General features: G+C 51.7%; 17 protein-coding genes. 12 read left to right on the plus strand and 5 right to left on the minus strand.

The window, feature by feature from the left end; genetic code table 11:
* Positions 1-20: 20 nt before the first annotated feature.
* Both C7B82_RS09680 and C7B82_RS09685 read right to left on the minus strand, forming a co-directional pair.
* Positions 21-719, minus strand: a complete 699-nt coding sequence (locus C7B82_RS09680; protein ID WP_146141114.1) for a cupin domain-containing protein — start codon at positions 717-719, stop codon at positions 21-23.
* Positions 720-882: 163 nt separating this feature from the next.
* Positions 883-1,113, minus strand: coding sequence for a hypothetical protein (locus C7B82_RS09685; protein ID WP_106256093.1), 231 nt, complete (start codon positions 1,111-1,113; stop codon positions 883-885).
* Positions 1,114-1,689: 576 nt separating this feature from the next.
* Here C7B82_RS09685 and C7B82_RS09690 point away from each other — a divergent pair.
* The 4 genes from C7B82_RS09690 to C7B82_RS09705 all read left to right on the plus strand — a co-directional run bounded on the left by C7B82_RS09690 (position 1,690) and on the right by C7B82_RS09705 (position 8,345).
* Positions 1,690-2,037, plus strand: a complete 348-nt coding sequence (locus C7B82_RS09690; RefSeq protein WP_106256094.1) for a PAS domain S-box protein — start codon at positions 1,690-1,692, stop codon at positions 2,035-2,037.
* An 11-nt stretch (positions 2,038-2,048) separates the two neighbouring features.
* Positions 2,049-6,371, plus strand: a complete 4,323-nt coding sequence (locus tag C7B82_RS09695) for a PAS domain S-box protein (protein WP_106256095.1) — start codon at positions 2,049-2,051, stop codon at positions 6,369-6,371.
* Between the two features lie 157 nt (positions 6,372-6,528).
* The gene (locus tag C7B82_RS09700; RefSeq protein ID WP_219904219.1) at positions 6,529-6,903 is read left to right on the plus strand and encodes a response regulator; all 375 of its coding nucleotides are present in this window, start codon (positions 6,529-6,531) and stop codon (positions 6,901-6,903) included.
* Positions 6,904-6,965: 62 nt separating this feature from the next.
* Positions 6,966-8,345, plus strand: coding sequence for a SulP family inorganic anion transporter (locus tag C7B82_RS09705; protein ID WP_106256097.1), 1,380 nt, complete (start codon positions 6,966-6,968; stop codon positions 8,343-8,345).
* Positions 8,346-8,619: 274 nt separating this feature from the next.
* Here the strand turns inward: C7B82_RS09705 and C7B82_RS09710 are convergent, their stop codons facing one another.
* Positions 8,620-9,495: an IS5 family transposase gene (locus C7B82_RS09710; protein ID WP_106256098.1), complete on the minus strand. Its 876-nt coding sequence runs from the start codon at positions 9,493-9,495 to the stop codon at positions 8,620-8,622.
* Here C7B82_RS09710 and C7B82_RS09715 point away from each other — a divergent pair.
* From C7B82_RS09715 to C7B82_RS09735, 5 genes are all read left to right on the plus strand, one after another.
* The gene (locus C7B82_RS09715) at positions 9,494-11,788 is read left to right on the plus strand and encodes a caspase family protein (protein WP_106256099.1); all 2,295 of its coding nucleotides are present in this window, start codon (positions 9,494-9,496) and stop codon (positions 11,786-11,788) included. The genes C7B82_RS09710 and C7B82_RS09715 overlap by 2 nt on opposite strands.
* A 152-nt stretch (positions 11,789-11,940) precedes the next feature.
* On the plus strand, positions 11,941-13,002 hold the full coding sequence (locus tag C7B82_RS09720) for an LLM class flavin-dependent oxidoreductase (protein WP_106256100.1): 1,062 nt from the start codon (positions 11,941-11,943) through the stop codon (positions 13,000-13,002).
* Between the two features lie 89 nt (positions 13,003-13,091).
* The gene (gene rutC / locus C7B82_RS09725) at positions 13,092-13,481 is read left to right on the plus strand and encodes a pyrimidine utilization protein C (protein WP_106256101.1); all 390 of its coding nucleotides are present in this window, start codon (positions 13,092-13,094) and stop codon (positions 13,479-13,481) included.
* 22 nt (positions 13,482-13,503) lie between these two features.
* Entirely contained in the window at positions 13,504-14,244 is a 741-nt protein-coding gene (locus C7B82_RS09730; RefSeq protein WP_106256102.1) for an isochorismatase family protein, read from the plus strand.
* A complete protein-coding gene (locus C7B82_RS09735; RefSeq protein WP_106256103.1) occupies positions 14,226-15,122 on the plus strand; it encodes an aldo/keto reductase in 897 nt (298 codons plus the stop codon). Before C7B82_RS09730 ends, C7B82_RS09735 begins: the two co-directional genes overlap by 19 nt.
* A gap of 239 nt (positions 15,123-15,361) precedes the next feature.
* On the opposite strand, the gene C7B82_RS31440 is transcribed toward C7B82_RS09735, so the two are convergent.
* A complete protein-coding gene (locus C7B82_RS31440; protein ID WP_146141115.1) occupies positions 15,362-15,559 on the minus strand; it encodes a hypothetical protein in 198 nt (65 codons plus the stop codon).
* A gap of 37 nt (positions 15,560-15,596) precedes the next feature.
* Between C7B82_RS31440 and larE the strand changes: the two genes are divergently transcribed.
* Both larE and C7B82_RS34220 read left to right on the plus strand, forming a co-directional pair.
* A complete protein-coding gene (gene larE, locus C7B82_RS09740; RefSeq protein ID WP_245939814.1) occupies positions 15,597-16,448 on the plus strand; it encodes an ATP-dependent sacrificial sulfur transferase LarE in 852 nt (283 codons plus the stop codon).
* Between the two features lie 11 nt (positions 16,449-16,459).
* Positions 16,460-16,594, plus strand: a complete 135-nt coding sequence (locus tag C7B82_RS34220; protein ID WP_281258951.1) for a hypothetical protein — start codon at positions 16,460-16,462, stop codon at positions 16,592-16,594.
* Between the two features lie 226 nt (positions 16,595-16,820).
* On the opposite strand, the gene C7B82_RS09755 is transcribed toward C7B82_RS34220, so the two are convergent.
* Positions 16,821-17,813 (minus strand): ribose-phosphate pyrophosphokinase, encoded by a 993-nt coding sequence (locus tag C7B82_RS09755; RefSeq protein ID WP_106256106.1) that lies wholly within the window; start codon positions 17,811-17,813, stop codon positions 16,821-16,823.
* Between the two features lie 424 nt (positions 17,814-18,237).
* On the opposite strand from C7B82_RS09755, the gene C7B82_RS09760 reads away from it, so the two are divergent.
* On the plus strand, positions 18,238-18,696 hold the full coding sequence (locus tag C7B82_RS09760; RefSeq protein WP_106256107.1) for a GatB/YqeY domain-containing protein: 459 nt from the start codon (positions 18,238-18,240) through the stop codon (positions 18,694-18,696).
* Positions 18,697-18,753 lie beyond the last annotated feature (57 nt).

Raw genomic sequence — 18,753 nt, forward strand, 5'->3', positions numbered from 1 at the left:
TTGTTAAAAAAGCTCATCTGTTAAAGCCCCTGCCACTCAACAACATCTTCGATCTGAGGAGAGAGAGGGCGACTACCCGGTTTGACTACATAGACTCGTTTCTCTTGTTGGACGTAAACCTTCATACCCACAATGCAAGGGACGAATAGATTTAAAGAAACAGAGCGCTGGGGAGTGGGGTTGGAATCGACGTGAATCAACCCCTCATGTAATAAAACCACATCTCCAGGGGTGTAAACACATTGGCTGTCGGGAACAAGCGTTGAGTCAACCTGCTGATAAGTAGTCTCCTTTAAAGCTCCCGATATTACACATGCCATTCCCCAAGCCCGACCATGATCATGAGGCAGTAGCGAATGATCGTACGGCTCACGATCAAGCAGAAATAACTCATACTGATCACAAAACCGAAGCATCTTACGAGGGGCTTGCTCTGGATTGATGTCTTCTACTTGATGTGTCAATCGCTTAGTAAGTGACTTTAGCATTCCACGCAACTCGGCTTGTGCAGAGTGAGTTTGGGGAGAGGTGTTGCGTTCAATCAACTGGCAAAACTTGATGTGATATTCGTCTAGCAACGCATTTCTGTAGTCAACTGCAACAACCATAAAATTTTTCCTTAACTCGATGACTTTAACAATAGGGAGCGATTGAGAAGAACTAGGGAAGGCTAATCGGAAGCGCCAAAAAGTAGAACCGTGATGAAGGGCGATCGCCAAGAAAAAGTGCGTCAGGAAAATCCCAACGCATCCAGCTATATCTGAAACCCCCCCTTTCAGATCTAAACTTGATTCAAGTTAATGGCAGGATGAAGCGCTTACTTCTAGCACAGCGATTTGGCTATCCTGCCTGATGAATGATTCGATATGAGCAAAGCGAAGTTTAGCGATAGAAAGACTGCTCCAGCCAGATCCGCACTTCCTGCTCAGAGTCTAAAACAGCAGATTCGCGCGTACCAGGATGATAGACATTCCACCGGAGATTGCCGGAGCGATCGACACTTTGCCAGACTTTCGGTTCAGACTGACGCGCAACTCCATCCAGTAGACCCTGCCACATTTTCCGTAGCCACAGACCTAAAAGCGTCCACTGCGTTTTTGATTGCATTTTCATGGTGAGTCTCCATTAAAGAAGGGATTGTTGATGTTTTAATTGGGTTAGTCGCGGACAATGACACCAGCGTGAGCAACAGACGAAAAGCCTGCTAATACCAAATCGAATTGCAAAGACTACAAATCTTTCCCTCATCCCCAGCCCTTCTCCCGCAGGAGAAGGGAGCTAAAGGCAATGTCCCTCGCCCCTATAGCCCGATGGGCATTCAAGAAAGGGAGAGGGATTGAGGGTGAGGGCGGCTTGATTGATCTGTAGCGCCTATTTTGGGCTTTGGTATAAACCCAAAGCGGCGACAATAACGGCAGCAAAAATCTTTGTGTTCATGGAAGGTTCCCCTTAAGAAACGGGTTGACCGAGCGGTGTTGCTTAGGTTTAACAATAGGAAGCGATCGGGAAGAAGTAGGGAAGCTGGCTGTTTGGTGGAAGAAAATTTTGGAGCGATCGCTGCCAATCCGATCCTTGGTTTTGGAATCGCTGCCTATCCTATGGGCGAATTGACTTTACAATCGTGATATTCACGTTGCAGTCAGTTCTCAAGCCAGATGTAGTCTGTCCTTCCTACCCACTAAAAGCGCTATGAAAACGATCGGTGAACTGAAACTAGAAACCGATGTGCCTGTGGTGATCACCGATCAACAGGGCTTTATCACCTATATCAATGATTGCTTTACGTCGATCTTTGGCTGGAGTGAAGCTGAAATCACCGGACAAATGATCACGATCATCATCCCAATGGGGTTTCATGACCCACACCATCTTGGTTTTTCCCGCTTTCTCTCAACTCACAAATCGACGATTCTGAACCATCCCTTACAGTTAAAAGCGATCACCAAAGACGGCAGAGAAATTGCCTCTGAGCATTTACTGATGGCAGAGCAAGAGCAGGGACAGTGGTTTTTTGCCGCCACTCTGCGTCCGCTTTAAGGAGACGATCCATGAGCACTCATTTAGAGAGTTTAGTTAACCAACTCCGATCGACGTTGGGACGAATGGAAATGGCACTGGGGGCGATTGCCGATGCCATCGTGTGGATTGGTCAAGATGGCAAGATTCAGTGGTGCAACGCGGCTTTCGATCAGTTGGTGAAGCAACCCCACATTTTGGTGTTGGGGAAGACGTTTAGTGACTTATTACCGCTGAGTCAGGCAGGTCAAGCCGTGCCGCTGACACATTACCCAGACGCAAGAGTGTTAGGTGGCGAATATCCCATCACAGAATATGAGTTTCAGCAGGGCGATCGTCCCCTCGTGCTAGAAATCGCAGGGAATTGCCTGGAGCGATCGGAGGGCGATTCCGAGCAGGGGCTACCGTCAAACTCTGCGGTACTGGTCATCCGTGATGTCACCCAGGCAAAGCAAGCACAAGCAGATTGCCAGCAAGCAGAGCAGCAACGGCAGCAGTTTTTCGCGCTGATGCGGGCAACGCTAGAGTCGATGGATGATGCCGTTTTAGTGCTGACGACCGATCGTCAGTCTCCCATCTACAACCAGAAGTTTCTGGCAATGTGGTCAATGCCGGAAGCCCTGATGCAGCCCGGTCGAGAAGATGAGCGCATTCAATGGTTACTTGAGCAAACCAAAGACCCAAAAGCCTTTCTGGCGAGAATTTGGGAACTGTTTCGCGATCGCCCAGCCGAAACGGCACTGGAGTTGATCGAGATGAAAGATGGGCGCATGATCGAGCGTCTGGCTCAGCCCCTCTGGCACAACGACCAGATTCTCGGTCGCGTCTGGACGTATCGGGATGTGACTCAGAGCGTGCAAACCGAACAAGCCCTCAGAGAGCGAGAGGCTAAATTTCGCAGTCTGGTCGAAAATGCGAACGACCTCATTTTTGCGATCGATGCCACTGGAGTCATTTCTTACATTTCCCCCAATGTTGAAACCATGATGGGTTTTACCGCAATGGCGATGGAAGGTGACTCCTTCATGCCTTTCATTCATCCCGACGACCTACAACGCTGTTTGGATGCCCTCCAGCATGTCACTGTTAGTGGTCAGGGGCTTTCCAATCTTGAATATCGTGCGAGACACCAGGATGGAAGTTGGCACTGGTACATTGCTAGTTTGGCTGCGCCTCAAGCGGTGAGTGACCAGCATTTAATTGTGGGAATTGCACGAGACATCACGAAAGCAAAGCGTGACGAGATCATTCGCCAACAGACCGAAGCCGCGTTACGGCAAAGCGAATTGCGCTTTCAAGCCATTTTTGAGAATGCCGCTGTTGGCACGACTTTAGCAGCGCAAGACGGCACCGTTCTACAAGTGAATCCAGCCTGGTTACAAGCGCTGGGCTATAGCGAAGCAGAGTTTCGACAAATGAAATTTGCTGACTATACGCATCCCGATGATGTGGCGGCAGATGTGGTGCTGACTCAAGCCGTCTTTGCTGGCGCGCGGGACTCCTTTCAATTAGAAAAACGCTATATCCGCAAAGATGCCAGCCTCTTTTGGGGTCGTTTAACCGTTTCTCCCATTCGTAATGCCGAAGGTACCGTTCAATTTACGCTGGCGTTGATGGAAGATATTAACGAACGGAAGCAGGCTGAACGCGATCGTCAGCGAGCCGAAGCCGCTTTAAGTGAGAGCGAAACAAAGTTTCGGCGCATTGTTGAAAACACCAATGACATCATTTCCCTGATTGATCTGGAAGGGCAAATTGTCTACATTTCTCCTAATCTCACCAATCTCACAGGCTATGCCACTATCGAATTGGAGGGCGCACTGTTTATGCCTTTCATCCATCCTGATGATCAAGCAGCCTGTTTGAATGCCTTCCAAAGCATTTTGACAACGGATCAGAGGCAGTGTGAAGTTGAGTACCGAGCGAAAATCAAGGATGGTCGCTGGCAGTGGCAGAGTACGAGCTTATCGACCCTAGAAGATGTTAGGGGAAACTTGCTGGTGCTTAGCGTTGCGCGTGATGTCACTGATCGCAAGCAAGCCGAGGAAGCCCTGCGCCGCAGTGAGCTAAAATACCGCAATATTTTTGAAAACTCTCAAGTGGGGATTGGTCGCACACGCTTGCAGGATGGGCTGTTCCTGGATGTGAATCAGCGTTATGCCGATATTATGGGCTTCGACTCCACCGCTGACCTCATTGGCAAGCGATTCACCACCGAATTCTATGCGAATCCTCACGATCAACAGAAAATTCTGGCAGAGCTAGAACAGCATGGGGAGGTGCGCAACTTTGAAGAGGAACTGCGCTGTCCTGACGGATCAACCGCCTGGGGTTTATTGTCGCTCCGGTTAAACGCTGACGAAGACTGTCTTGACTTTGTGCTGGTAGACATTAGCGATCGCAAACGGCTTGAAGAAGAATTGCGGCAATCGCAGCAATTTCTGGACAACATTATCGACAATATTCCACTGGCTGTTTTTGCCAAAGATGTCAATGATGACTTTCGCTATGTTCTCATCAACAAAGGTTCAGCAGGCATTTTAGGCTTCACCAAAGAGGTCGCACTAGGACTCAATGACTATGAGCTAACGCCGCAAGCGCAAGCAGACTTTTATCGAGCTGAAGACCTGGCGACGTTAGCGCAAGGAACCCTGCTGGAGTGTGGTGAACAGTGGAAACAGGTGCAGGCAGACTCAGACGAAACCATTGCCATCCGCTATTGGAAACTGCCCCTCTTTGACCCACAAGGCAACGCCACACATCTGCTGTGCCTGAGTGAAGACATTACCGATCGCAAACAGGCTGAAGCCGCGATCGCACGACGTGCGCGCATGGACAGCCTATTCAGCAGTATTTCGCGTCAGTTTGTGGATCAGGAGGCAGACACCGCCATTCACTTTACGCTGCAAGCGATCGCTCAATTCATTGGGGTTGAACGGTGCTGCCTGTTTGAATACTCTGAGCCACAAAGACGGTTACACACGCTTTATGAGTGGTGCCATGCTGACATGCAACCATTAACCGACAGTGCCCGCAGCCTAGCGCTTGAACAGTTTCCCTGGTATCACGCTCACATCTTAAATGGCAAGCTTGTGCAAATTGCCCAGGTTGCAGCCTTGCCACCAGAAGCGACAGCCGAGCAAGCGATGTTTCAGAGTCAGCACATTCAATCTGTGCTCGATGTACCGCTGGTTTACGCCGATAAGGTGGTCGGCGTTTTAGGGGTGGATGTCGTATCTTGCTCTAAAACATGGAGCCAGGAAGAAATTAATTTCTTGCAACTGGTGAGCGAACTGATCGCCATTGGGCGCGCTCGCCACCAGGCAGAAGAAAAGTTCACCAAAGCCTTTCGTGCCAGCCCCAGCCCGATCGCGCTCACCACTTTGCCAGAAAGACGGTTCCTTGATGTGAATACGAGCTTTCTTAAAATGAGTGGCTGCTCCTTAGAGGAAATCATCGGTTACACGGCTCCAGAACTCGACCTCGGAGTGCCCCAGGAAACCTACAGCACCGCGATTCAACAATTGCTGGAAACGGGATCGCTTTACAACCAGGAAGTTGAGTTTCGCACCAAGTCCGGTGAAGCCAGGATCGTGCTGCTTTCCATTGAGCTGATTGACCTCTCTGGTACTCAGTGCGTCTTAAATATCATCAACGATATTACCGAGCGTAAGCAGCTTGAAAACGAATTCATCTCCCTGGTGAGCCACGAACTGCGGACTCCACTCACCTCTTTGATGGGTGGACTCTATCTTTTAGGGTCAGGGCAGCTAGGCACGCTCACGCCCAAGGGTCAAAACGTCCTCAACATTGCCACCACCAACACCGAACGCTTAACGCGTCTGGTCAACGACATTCTTGATTTGGAACGCATGAAAGCGGGCAAGATGAGTGTGCAGCCTGTAGCGTGCAATGCTGCGGATCTGCTGCTCCAGGCAGCAGATGCCATGCAAGCGATGGCAGAACAGGCACAGATTACGCTGGTCACCGCACCGCTCACTGCGACCCTCTTTGTTGACCCGGATCGCATCTTGCAAACCCTGACCAATCTCCTCAGCAATGCCATCAAGTTCTCGCCCGGTGGCAGCACCGTCTGGCTTAGTGCCCAGTTGCACGCCGATCACATTCAGATCCAAGTGCAAGACCAGGGACGCGGGATTCCACCTGATAAATTGCAGCTCGTGTTCGATCGCTTTCAGCAGGTCGATCAGTCGGATGCTCGCCAGAAAGGAGGCACGGGTTTGGGGCTTGCCATTTGCCGCAATATTACAGAGCAGCACGGCGGCAAAATTTGGGTTGAGAGCGTTTTCGGTCAGGGCAGTACCTTTTTCATGACGTTGCCCTTGGTGCCTTAATAGGGACAGATCTTTGCCCTTACTAAGAAAGGTGTGGTGGCATAAAACCACAAGTAATCTTCCCTAGTTCTTCTCGATTGGTCTCTACCTTTATAGAGAAGCCCCCCAACTTTGCCCCGCCGCCGCGAAACACTACAACGGAGTCCTTTCAGTGCACATGTGTGTCTTAATTGTTGACGATGAGGCAGATGTGCGGGCGATCGCCCAAATGGGACTGGAAATGGCAGCCGATTGGCACGTACTCACGGCAAGTTCTGGTGCAGAAGCGTTGGCGATCGCGGCCACCACTCAACCCGATGTCATCTTGCTCGATCTGATGATGCCTGATATGGATGGTCGAACCACGCTGCAACACCTGAAGGTAAACCCTGCGACTCGACAGATTCCGGTCATCTTTGTGACCGCTACGGTGAAGCCATCTGAGCAGGAGAGCTTGGCTCGATTGGACGTTGTAGCCATCTTTGCAAAGCCTTTTAACCCTCTGAAACTAGCCAACCAGATTACTACAGCTTTAGAGCTCACATCACTGTAGTCACGAGGCTCAACTTAAGCCCTATCCCTTTTTCGCGGTCATCCTTAGCCCCCTCCCTCATCATGAAAAGCCACATTCTACCGCTGACCAACCCTCAATCGATACGCGCACGCTTCCTGCCGCCGCAGCCACTCATGCGCCTCTTGCCCAGTCTCAGCACGGGTTTAACCACAGGCGCGATCGGGGTCATCTTTGACTTATCCTACGCTGCGCTGATCTTCTCTGGCAGCCTTGCCAGTCACCTTGCCGCTGGCATTAGCTTAGTGCTGTTTAGTGCCGCCACCACGCGCATTGCGATCGTCCTGACCAGTTCGTTTCCTGGCATGGTCGCAGACTTAGGCACCGTTCCCACAGCAATTCTTGCCTGGAGTGTGGGCATGGTGGTGAAACAAATGCCTACAACGGCCTCCTCAGCCGAAATTTTGGTGACGGCGCTGGCGACGATCGCCCTCACGTCCCTGCTCACGGGTACTGTGCTGCTGCTGCTGGGAGTGCTGCGGTTAGGTGGCTGGGTGCGATCGCTCCCCACGCCCGTTCTGGGCGGCTTTATCGCTAGCACCGGCTGGCTATTGGTGAAAGGAGCCTGTAAAATCATGACCGATAAACCTTTGGAACTTGCCCAACTGCCCGCGCTGATGCAGCCTGAGCGTCTGATGCACTGGCTGCCTGGACTCTTCTTCGCCCTCTACTTGCTTGTCATCACGAAACGTCGCACACATCCCCTGGTGATGATTACCAGCTTGTTGGGTGCGATCGGGCTGTTCTACTTGTTGCTGCCGCTGACGGGTACCCCTGCCGCCGCCGCAAGCCAGCACGGCTGGACCTTAGCCATTCCTACTCAAGCTGGTTTTGTAGGCATCTGGCGGTCGCTCCACTGGTCAGATTTTTGGCACATTCACTGGGACGCGATCGCAACACAATGGCTGTGTTTGGCAACGGTGACCGTCACCACGGCGATCTCGCTCTTGATGAACGTCAGCAGCATGGAGTTGATGAGCAACAAAGCCATTAATCCTAACCAGGAATTGAAAGTAGCAGGTCTCGCAAATCTAGCGATCAGTCTGTGGGGCGGCATTCTCAGCTACCACTCGTTGAGCAAATCAGTGCTGGCACACAAGCTGGGCAGTCGCGGACGACTCATAACCCTGATTGATAGTGCTGTGTTCATTCTGGTGCCGCTGCTGGGTTCTTCGCTCCTGGCATACTTTCCGAAGCCTGTACTGAGTGGCTTGCTGTTATTTTTGGGCTTGTCGCTGCTGTTGGAATGGGTCTATGCTGCCTGGTGCAAGCTTTCCCGCTGGGACTACTTCATTGTGCAACTGATCTGGATCATCAGTGGCACAGTCGGCTTCTTACAAGGCTTAACAGTGGGTTGGGTCGTCGCGATCGGACTGCTTGCCATGCAGTCAAAACATTGTAAAAGCCAAACTTTTGACCTTTAAGCGTTGCTGACCATTGGAAGGAATCACTAGCTGACAAGGTTTGAAACGACCTTAACAAGCGTCGATTGTACCCACATTCAAGAAGCACAATCCCACACTGGATTCAAAGTTGAATGAGGCGATTACCAACGCTTGGTTTCTTGCAGCCCAGCGCAGAAGACCCACGAGAGCATCGGGGTTGCAGCCGCTGAAACGGAGCAAAAAGGCTGCCATACCGCAGTTTTAGCCAATTTCAAAAATTTCTCTGAAACCCTTATAGAACCCATTTGAGATCTCAGGAAGGGGCAGCAAGCCGCTTCAGCATGAGCCTGACAAAACAGAGATTAATCTTGGTTGTGGCATGAGCGAGGGTGCGCTCAAAGTTCTTCACGAGACTTTTACAGCGCTCCATCCAAGCATTGGAACGTTCGATCACCCAGCGCGCGACCGCTGGCACAAAGCCAGCTTTGCCTTGTGCTGCCTTCTCCTGCTTCGAGGGCTTGGTCGCAAGCTCAAACCTAATTTTCGTCATGATCTGGGGATAAACCTGCTCCAACGCTTCAATCAAATAGTCAATGTGATAGCCGTGGTCTAGCAGGATCGTCGTCTTGGGAAGATTAACGGGTTTCAACTTAAAATAATCGATGTTAAGCGTCAGCATCTCAATCAAGCCGGCATCATCTGAGAGACTGGCTTTGGTGCAGTGAGTGAAGCAGGGAAACCCCAGCGTATCCACGGCTAAATGCCGTTTAATCCCATTCGTGGCTTTGTAAAAACAGAACCCCTTTGAAGCGACACTCGCATTGCAAGTGTGCTTCACCGCTTGGGAGTCAATGATGATTAACGTCGTCCACTTGGGCTTTTTTTTGACCTGTTCCCGCACTTTTTCATGCAAGGTCAGCATCAGTGCCTCGATCACGCCTGCCGCCCGCCACTGCTTGTAGTGCCAATAGACCGTCGAGTAACGAGGAAAGTCTTTGGGTAAGTCTTCCCAATTACAGCCATTCTTCAGTTGATAGAGAATGCCATCGATGCTCGCCCGCTTTGTCCAAGCACAAGGTCGGGTGCGTTTTTTCTGCGGCAAGATCTGAGGCAACAGCGGTGCAAGCATTGCCCATTCGGCATCACCTGATACCCTAGTAGCTGACGGCTCATGGCTGGCAGCTAACATGAAGCGGCGGGATTTTCTACAACGATCGGGTTTGACACTGGCGCTGTGGGGCGCGGACGATTTGCTGCTGTCGCCGAGTGCCCAGCAGTATCAGCAGGTGTTAGCAGCACCGACACAACGCAGGCTGGCGTTGCTAATTGGCATTAATCAGTACCATCAAGCCCCATTGAGCGGCTGTGTGACCGATGTGGCCTTGCAGCGAGAACTGCTCATCCATCGGTTTGGGTTTCAAGCCAGTGATATTCTCACGCTCACAGATCAACAGGCAACACGGGAGGCGATCGTGACTGCCTTTGTCGAGCATCTTATTGAGCAAGCGCGATCGGGTGATGTCGTCGTCTTTCACTTCAGTGGCTATGGTGGCAGAGTCGCACTCGGTGCTACGCCAGAGACGGTGCAAAATAGTCTGGTGGCCGTTGATGATCCAGTCATGCAGGGCGAGGTTCCCATCGTGCAGGATCTGCTGGCAGATACGCTGTTGCTGCTACTGCGATCGCTGCCCACCGATCGCGTCACCACCATTCTCGATGCCAGCTATACCCCTTCGGAACAGCCGCTTCAAGGCAATCTCCGTCTTCGCAGCCGTCCCGGTTTCTCCAGTGTTCGACCGAGTGAGGCTGAGCTTGTCTTGCAAGAGTCACTGTTGAGCCAAACCAACTTCGATCGAGCGCGACTGGCAGCTCAGAGACGATCTGGACAAATGCCAGGAGTGGTGCTGTCTGCCGTTGGCATTGATCAACTGGCAACCGAAGCAAAATGGAGTGGCTTTAGCGCCGGACTCTTTACCTACGCACTTACGCAACAGCTTTGGCAAGCAACCCCAGCAACGGCTTTGCGGATCAGTCTGCGACGAGCAACTGAACAGGTAGAACAGCTAGCAAATCAAGTTCAACAACCGCAGCTTAGTGGTCAAAAAAGCCAGGAGCGTCCGCTGACACCGTATCACGTGACGCCAGTTCCTCTGTGGGGCGCGGATGGTGTCGTTGTCGGACTGGAAGACGGGGGCGCAGCGCAGGTTTGGTTAGGTGGACTAGCGGCGGCGGTGCTGGAGCAGTATGAGGCAAATTCAGTGCTGCGGCTGGTGGATGATCCTGCGACTCCCGATCGCCCATCCACTCTCCCAATCCAACTACAAATCCTGTCCCGCGATGGGTTGATGGCAAAAGCCAAGCTGTATTCAGCAACAGGGGCTGTCCCGGCGCTCCAGGTGGGGCAATTTGTCCGCGAACAGGTGCGCGTGCTGCCTCGCAATGTTGGGCTGACGATCGCCCTCGATAGCAGTCTGGCCCGCATTGAACGAGTCGATGCGATCAGCGCCATTTCGGCAGTGCCACGCGTATCAGCCGCGATCGCAGGCAAACACGCCGCCGACTACCTGTTTAGCAAAACGCAGGACGTGCAGCCCACGCAGATTGCAGCGCTACCGACAACGTCATTGCCGGACATACTCACCAACAAGGCGACTTCGCAAGGCAGCTATGCGCTTTTTTCTCCAGGTCGTAGCACCATTCCACACACGGCAGGCGAAGGCGGTGAAGCTGTCAAAGTGGCGGTCAAACGATTGGTGCCCAAGCTGCAAGCACTACTGGCAACGAAGCTGCTGAACCTGACTGTCAATGATGGCTCCTCTCAACTGGCAGTACGGGCAACGCTGATCGTGCTGTCTCCCCAAGAGCGCAGTTTGCTGCTCCGTGAAACGCCCGCGATCGCAAAACGTGTGCCGATTCCCAAAACGCTGCCATTACTGCTGTCACCAGAAACGGCTGCATTGATAAGCCTTCCCATTGGCAGTCACATTCAGTATCAGCTAGACAACCAGAGCGATGTCGCACTCTACTTCTTGGTGTTGCATTTGGACAGTAACGGTGATCTGATCGCACTTCGCTCACCACTGTTGCGCCCCACGTCTTCAGCGTCAGCACCATTGCTTCCTGACAGTCCAAGTGCTAGCGATCGCACCCGGAATACCATCGAACCTCGCGAAACCCTCACGCTGCCCCAGGTATCCGCCTCCTTTCAATGGCTGGTCACAGGTGCAACCGGACTGGCAACCACCTATCTGCTGTGTAGCCGTGCGCCCTTCACCCAAACGATGACGCTCCTGGGTGCGCGATCGTCCGATGCGCCATCGCTCCAGACCCTCTCCAAGCCGCTCGAAGTCGCTCAGGCAATCTTGCAAGATTTGCACCAGGCCAGCGCTCGCGTAGCTCAGTCTCCTGGCAATCTTGCCGATAGTTTTGTCTTGGATATGAACGCCTGGGCAAGTCTCCGCTTTGTCTATCAAATCGTTTGATGTGACAGCATACCAACAGAATTCAGGCAGAGCTTTTGTAGCCTCTGCTTCATTTCCAAAGCGGCTGATATCCCTACAATGGCACCAAATAACCATGCCAATGCTCGAAAATCCAAAAATCAAAAAGTCAGCATGAACGCGAACAGGTTGCCATGAATTATCTAGATTTTGGCATTTTTATTCCGATCGCCAACAATGGTTGGATTATGTCTAAAGCGTCGCAATATATGCCGACCTTTGATCTCAATAAAGAGATCACTTTGAAGGCTGAACAATATGGCTTTGACTTTGCTTTTTCAATGGTGAAATGGCGTGGCTATGGTGGTGAAATTGAGCATTGGGACTATGCTCTCGAATCGTTTAATTTAATGGCGGGGCTGGCGGCGGTGACTAGCACGATCGACCTCTACGCCTCTATTGCCATTCCTACCGTTCATCCTGCGGTGGTGGCGCGGATGGCAGTCACGATCGATGACATCAGCAACGGCAGATTTGGCATCAATATTGTTTCCGGCTGGAACAAACTCGAATATTCTCAGATGGGCATTTTAGCGGATGATTCCTATTTGTCTTACCGCTATGAATACGCGACTGAATATGTTGAAATCCTCAAAAGACTGTGGGCAGAGGGTCGAGTCACCTATAAAGGTAAATTCTTTGAGCTAACGGATTGTCTCTGTCAACCAAAACCGTCACGAGACATTCCGATCGTGTGTGCGGGGCAGTCCGATCGTGGCATTCAATTCACCGCTGAATTGGGCCATTACAACTTTGTGTTGGGCGAACTTGAAACTGTAAGCGATATCAATCTTCGCCTCAAACAGAAAGCCAGTGACTGTAAGCGTCAAGTTGGCACCTACGCTCTCTTTACTGTCGTTGCCGCGCCCACCGATGCCGCTGCACAAGCAAGAGTGCAGGCACTGGCTGAGAATGCCGACATGACTGCCATCCAAGCCTGGGGGGGTGCCTTAGCAACAGACAAAGGGGGCGGTATGTCCACAGCCATGCAGGCAGAAATGTTCATGGGCATTCCCACGATCGTTGGTTCCTATGCCACTGTTGCTGCCAAACTCGACCAACTCGCAACCAAAACCACGATCGATGGCGTACTGTTCACCTTTCCCAACTTCGTAGACGATATTACCAACTTTGGTGAAGCCGTCATACCTTTGCTGCAATGCCGACAGCAGACAAAACGGGCGATCGCTGCTTGAGCAAAAAGTTGTCAGAAGGCTAAAGGCTAAAGGCTCAGTAAACTCAAAACTCTTCACTCCTCACCCCTCACTCCTCACTCCCCTCCCCAATGCCCGGAACACCCATCATCCCCGACGGCTCACCGCCACCACTTGCCCCCTACTCGCCCGGAATGCTGGCAGCAGGCGAGGCACTCTATATCTCTGGCACGCTAGCACTTGATACCGATGGCAAGCTCGTTGGCGAAGGCGATGCAACCGCACAGACTCGTCAGGTTTTAGAAGCCATCAAGAGCGTGATTGCTGCTGCTGGTGGCACGATGGCCGATGTCACCTTCAATATGATTTTTCTGAAGGATTTTGCCGACTATCCCAAGATGAATGCGGTCTATGCTGAGTATTTTCCTAGCCCATGCCCTGCCCGCTATTGCATTCGCGCTGATCTGGTGAAGCCAGAATTTCTCGTCGAAATTGCGTCGATCGCTCATATCAGTCGTTAATCTGCCATTAATCTGCACCATCATGGCTCCTCTACTCACCGTTCCCGCAAAACCAGAGGCGATCGCTATCAACCCTCGTGAAACGGCGGTGATCGTGGTTGATATGCAAAATGCTTATGCCTCGAAAGGCGGGTATCTGGACATTTTGGGCGTTGATCTGTCCGGTATTCCAGCGGTGGTGGAGTCAATCCAAACCGTTATTGCCACGTCTCGTCAGGCAGGAATGCAGCTTGTGTTTCTGCAAAACGGGTGGAGCGCTAGCCTACACGAAGCCGGTTCCCCTGCCTCACCGCACTGGCACAAGTCCAACGCGATGCGGCTAATGCGTGAACATGCCGACCTGGAAGGCAAACTCACCATCAAAGGCACCTGGGATTACGACTTTATTGACGCGATTCGGCCCCAGCCACAGGACTATGTTGTGCAAAAGCCCCGTTACAGCGGCTTTTTTGGCACCAATCTAGATATGTTTTTGCGTGGCAATGGTATTCGCAATCTGGTTTTCGCAGGGGTCGCAACCAACGTCTGCGTCGAATCGACTCTGCGAGATGCCTTCTTTTTGGAATACTTCGCACTCATGCTTGCCGATGCCACCCTGCATATTGGTTCCCCGTCCATCCAGGAAGCGACCCTCTTCAATGTTGAAAAATTCTTTGGTTGGGTGACGACTACGCAAGATTATCTAAGTGCGCTCAAAAGTGTTGCTGTTGAGAGACCTCAGCCGCTGCAACCAAACGTGGTGAAATGCTCTACCGCACACTAGGGCGGACAAACGAAAAAGTGTCCCTCATTGGTTTGGGTGGGCATCATATCGGCAGGCCGCCCAGTGAGCAAGACGGGATCAGACTCATCCATGCAGCCATCGATCGCGGCATCACCTTCATGGACAACAGTTGGGACTATCACGATGGTGGCAGAGAGATTCGGATGGGTAAAGCGCTGCAAAACGGCTACCGCGACAAGGTCTTTCTGATGACCAAGATTGATGGGCGTACCAAAAAAGAAGCCGTGAGGCAGATTGATCAATCGCTCATGCGCTTAAAAACCGATCGCATTGATCTGTTGCAACACCATGAAGTGATTCGCCTGGAAGACCCCGATCGCATTTTTGCATCAGATGGTGCGCAAGAAGCGTTTTTAGAAGCGCGTCAGGCTGGGAAAATTCGCTACATCGGCTTTACCGGACACAACGATCCGATGGTGCATCTCCACATGTTGGAAATGGCCGCTCAACACAACGTCCGCTTCGATACGGTGCAGATGCCGCTCAACGTGATGGATGACCACTTCCGCCGCTTCGAGAAGCAAGTGTTGCCGGTGCTTTTGAAAGACGGCATTGGCGTATTGGGGATGAAGTCGATGGGCGATCAGAGCATTCTCAAGAGCAACACAGTGAAACCGATCGAGTGTCTCCACTATTCGATGAATCTACCCATTTCCACCGTGATCACGGGCATCGAGAGCATTCCTATGCTTGAGCAGGCATTTGAAGCCGTTCGTACCTTTCAACCAATGGGGCAGGATCAAGTCTCTGCGCTGCTGCACCGCACCGCTCAAGCGGCGGCAAAGGGAGAGTACGAGAAATTTAAGACCAGCAGCCAATTTGATAGTACGGCGAAGAAACCGCAGTATTTGGGGTAGAAGGGGAGGGGGGAGTAGTTTTGAGTTGGAAGAGAGGGGAGAGAGGAGAGGGGAGAGGTGTGAAGAAAGTTTTGAGTTTTAGCCTTTAGCCTTTCATCCCTCATCCCTCATTTCTCATCCTTTAGCGATCAGCCATCAGCCGTCAGCTTTCAGCCACTAACTCAAAACTCAAAACTCAAAACTTTCATCCCTCATCCTTCTGCTGCAATCAGGCGCACCCCAAAACAGGTTTCGTCACGTTACGCTAAATCAATGGAACCGATCGACGGTTTTGCAGTCTGATAGGCGGCTTTGAGTGGGTGGTATTTCCAAAAAGTTGCTTTCGTCTGTAGGGACGTTACATGTAACGTCCCTACAGACAGTCGGTTAAACCCCTCGGACACTATCGACTCCGGGTTGGTGAAGGCTTGATGCGATCGCATGCCATCATGACTCATCGCCTCACGCAACGCATCAGACTGAACGAACGGAATTATGGTGCTGAATGAAATGATGCTGGATAATACGGTGCTGGCTAAACTTGAGAAACTGACCGCTGTTTTTGGTGAAATGCAACGGGCATTGATTGCCTATTCGGGCGGGATCGATAGCACATTGGTGGCTAAGGTTGCGTACGATGTGTTGGGCGATCGTGCCCTTGCCGTTACGGCTGTTTCGCCATCCCTTTTGCCAGAAGATCTGGAAGAAGCGGGCATTCAAGCGGTAGACATTGGTATTGCCCATGAGTTGGTGCGAACCCACGAAATGGACAATCCCAACTACACGGCGAACCCAATCAACCGCTGCTATTTTTGCAAAAGCGAACTGCACGACACGTTGAAACTCCTGGCGTTAGAGCGAGGCTATCCCTACGTGGTAGATGGCGTGAATGCAGATGATCTGTCCGACTATCGACCCGGCATTCAAGCAGCCAAAGAACGGGGTGCCCGATCGCCGCTTGCAGAAGTGGGTATTACCAAGGCTGAAGTACGCGAAATTGCAAAGCATTTAGGGCTGTCCTGTTGGGACAAACCCGCGCAACCCTGCCTCAGTTCTCGCTTTCCCTATGGAGAGGAGATTACGATCGTCAAACTACAGCGCGTCGGTAGAGCCGAAGCGTCCCTGCGCCGCATGGGGTTAAGAACGTTTCGAGTGCGATCGGACGGTGATACCGCACGCATCGAACTGCCTGCCGATCAGCTTAAGGAATTTGTGCTGACGACCGATTTGCCCACACTGGTTGAGAAATTCCAGTCCTTCGGCTTTCTCTACGTCACCCTTGACCTGGAAGGTTTTCGGAGTGGTAAGCTCAATCAGGTGCTGCAGTTGGCTACAGGTCAACATTAGGGTCAGAAACGATGACGCGATCGCAGGCTCTGAAGGATGTAGTCTATCCTGACAGCGATGGACAGCCAATGGCTGACCACACAAAACAGCTTGACTGGATTGTCTCTGTCACGTTGGGATGCGAAGCGCCAGCAATTCTCATTTGAGGAAATAGCTGTTCAAGCTCCCAACGTGTCTGTATTGTCAGGACCTCGGCATGAGGCAAGAGAGCTAAAACCGTTGAGAGCGCGGGCATGCTTTGACACAATCATGGGTTCTTTTCGCCACGTGCTGCTATCGTTACCCGACAAGCACACTGGCAACAATACCTGCTACAAGATGGAAGATGCAGCCTTAAGCGCGTTTAGCAGGCTCCCCTACTGGCGCGATCGCCTAACGAAACATGCTGCTCACAGAGCTATCTTCGTGGATGCGCCAGATCGTTTCGCCCAGCAAATTGGCGACTGAAAGCACCGTAAGCTGTGGGAAGCGATCGCCCTCTGGAATGGGGATGGTATTAGTCACAATCACCTCTTCAAAGAGGCCACTAGAGAGCCGTTCGATCGCAGGCGGCGAAAAGACCGCATGGGTCGCACAGGCGTAGACCTGCCGTGCGCCTTCCTGCTTCAATAGCCGCGCACCCTCAATAATGGTGCCAGCTGTATCGATCATGTCATCAACCAAAACGGCCGTTTTACCCGACACATCGCCGATCAGGTTCATGACTTCTGCTACATTGTGAGCCTGTCGCCGTTTATCGATAATAGCCAGTGGCGCATCGTGCAGCTTTTTAGCAAAGGCTCGTGCTCGTGCTACGCCACCGACATCAGGTGAAACCACAACCAGATCAGATAATTGCTTGCTCGAAAGATAATCGATCAACGTCGGCGAACCGTAGACATGATCGAGCGGAATATCAAAATAGCCCTGGATTTGTGACGAGTGTAAATCCATTGCCAGCACCCGACTTGCACCTGCCTGCGTGATCAGGTTTGCCACCAGCTTAGCGCTGATCGACTCTCGTCCTGCTGTTTTACGGTCTGCCCTGGCGTAGCCGTAGTACGGCATCACGGCAGTAATCTGCCGTGCCGAGGCGCGCCGACAGGCATCGATCATGATCAGCAGTTCCATGATATTGTCATTCACCGGGCGGCACGTGGGTTGGAGCAAATAGACATCACAACCCCGGATCGACTCCTGAATTTGGATGTAGAGTTCGCCATCAGCAAACCGCTTCCGCACCATTGGGCTAAGATCCATGCCCAGGTAGCGTGCAACCTCGTGAGAGAGTGGCATGTTTGCTGAACCAGAGAGCAGCCGCAACCGATTTTGGTCATTCAGAGACGGCAGCGTAGCTTGAGGCGTAAGAGTTGCAGAGCGGATCACGGCGTACCCTCGAACGTAGTCATCGCAATATTACCATTCAGATTTGAAAACAGCCCTCGGAATATACCCGTGGAAAAGCGGCGCACAGCCATGAAAAACGAAAGAAATTCAAAAGTTAACAGTAGGGAGAAGGGATTGCAAGAATTTACTCGATCACAGCCCAAAGAGTCCACCAGGCCTAAAAACATCTAGTCTCATAAAGTTGCTAGTAGTCAAGAAAGCGCTGTTGGTACGGTGCCCTTCGCTCCCCATTTTCCCTTGATCTTAAAAAAACAAATCAGTGAATTTACAGAAACCACCACTACAATTTTAGGCAATCTGAGCGTAGCCTTTGCAAAAATCGCTTGACTTCACCCAACTGGTGTGTCCATATGGTCGAACCGATCGTTTTACAAGCCGCCTTAATTAAGTCAAGGAGCAAGACATGAGTTTGAAAGATCGCATTAGCGAAGAGATTAAAACCGCTATGAAAGCAAAGGACAAAGTTCGGCTAGAAACGGTTCGGAGCATCAAAAAAATGATCCTGGAAAAGGAATCCAGCGTCCGCCCATCGGGCCAGGAAGGCTTGACGGAAGCCCAGGAAATCGAATTGCTGGTGCAGTTGGCGAAGCAGCGACGGGACTCGATCGCCCAATATCAGCAAGCAAACCGTCCTGACTTAGCCGATCTAGAAGCTCAGGAATTGGTGATTTTGGAAGAGTACTTACCCAAGCAACTCTCGGACGATGAGATCGCTGCTGCTATTGACCAAATCATTGCTCAAGTGGGTGCGACCGCTGCCAAAGATATGGGTAAGGTCATGGGGCCCGCTATGCAACAGCTGAAAGGTAAAGCAGATGGTAAAAAAGTACAAGACCTGGTGAAAGCAAAGTTGGGTGGTTGACACTGATCGTCGATCGCAACACCTTGTCTGCCAGAATAGGAGAGCTAGACGCTAGAA

Source organism: Stenomitos frigidus ULC18, assembly GCF_003003795.1.
In the GTDB taxonomy this organism is placed as follows: Bacteria; Cyanobacteriota; Cyanobacteriia; order Leptolyngbyales; family Leptolyngbyaceae; genus Stenomitos; species Stenomitos frigidus_A.

Coding starts and splice junctions, on each gene's coding strand:
- C7B82_RS09685 (WP_106256093.1), bottom strand. CDS start 1,113: ATGAAAATGCAATCAAAAACGCAGTGGACGCTTTTAGGTCTGTGGCTA.
- C7B82_RS09690 (WP_106256094.1), top strand. CDS start 1,690: ATGAAAACGATCGGTGAACTGAAACTAGAAACCGATGTGCCTGTGGTG.
- C7B82_RS09695 (WP_106256095.1), top strand. CDS start 2,049: ATGAGCACTCATTTAGAGAGTTTAGTTAACCAACTCCGATCGACGTTG.
- C7B82_RS09700 (WP_219904219.1), top strand. CDS start 6,529: ATGTGTGTCTTAATTGTTGACGATGAGGCAGATGTGCGGGCGATCGCC.
- C7B82_RS09705 (WP_106256097.1), top strand. CDS start 6,966: ATGAAAAGCCACATTCTACCGCTGACCAACCCTCAATCGATACGCGCA.
- C7B82_RS09715 (WP_106256099.1), top strand. CDS start 9,494: ATGAAGCGGCGGGATTTTCTACAACGATCGGGTTTGACACTGGCGCTG.
- C7B82_RS09710 (WP_106256098.1), bottom strand. CDS start 9,495: ATGTTAGCTGCCAGCCATGAGCCGTCAGCTACTAGGGTATCAGGTGAT.
- C7B82_RS09720 (WP_106256100.1), top strand. CDS start 11,941: ATGAATTATCTAGATTTTGGCATTTTTATTCCGATCGCCAACAATGGT.
- rutC (WP_106256101.1), top strand. CDS start 13,092: ATGCCCGGAACACCCATCATCCCCGACGGCTCACCGCCACCACTTGCC.
- C7B82_RS09730 (WP_106256102.1), top strand. CDS start 13,504: ATGGCTCCTCTACTCACCGTTCCCGCAAAACCAGAGGCGATCGCTATC.
- C7B82_RS09735 (WP_106256103.1), top strand. CDS start 14,226: ATGCTCTACCGCACACTAGGGCGGACAAACGAAAAAGTGTCCCTCATT.
- C7B82_RS31440 (WP_146141115.1), bottom strand. CDS start 15,559: ATGAGTCATGATGGCATGCGATCGCATCAAGCCTTCACCAACCCGGAG.
- larE (WP_245939814.1), top strand. CDS start 15,597: ATGGTGCTGAATGAAATGATGCTGGATAATACGGTGCTGGCTAAACTT.
- C7B82_RS34220 (WP_281258951.1), top strand. CDS start 16,460: ATGACGCGATCGCAGGCTCTGAAGGATGTAGTCTATCCTGACAGCGAT.
- C7B82_RS09760 (WP_106256107.1), top strand. CDS start 18,238: ATGAGTTTGAAAGATCGCATTAGCGAAGAGATTAAAACCGCTATGAAA.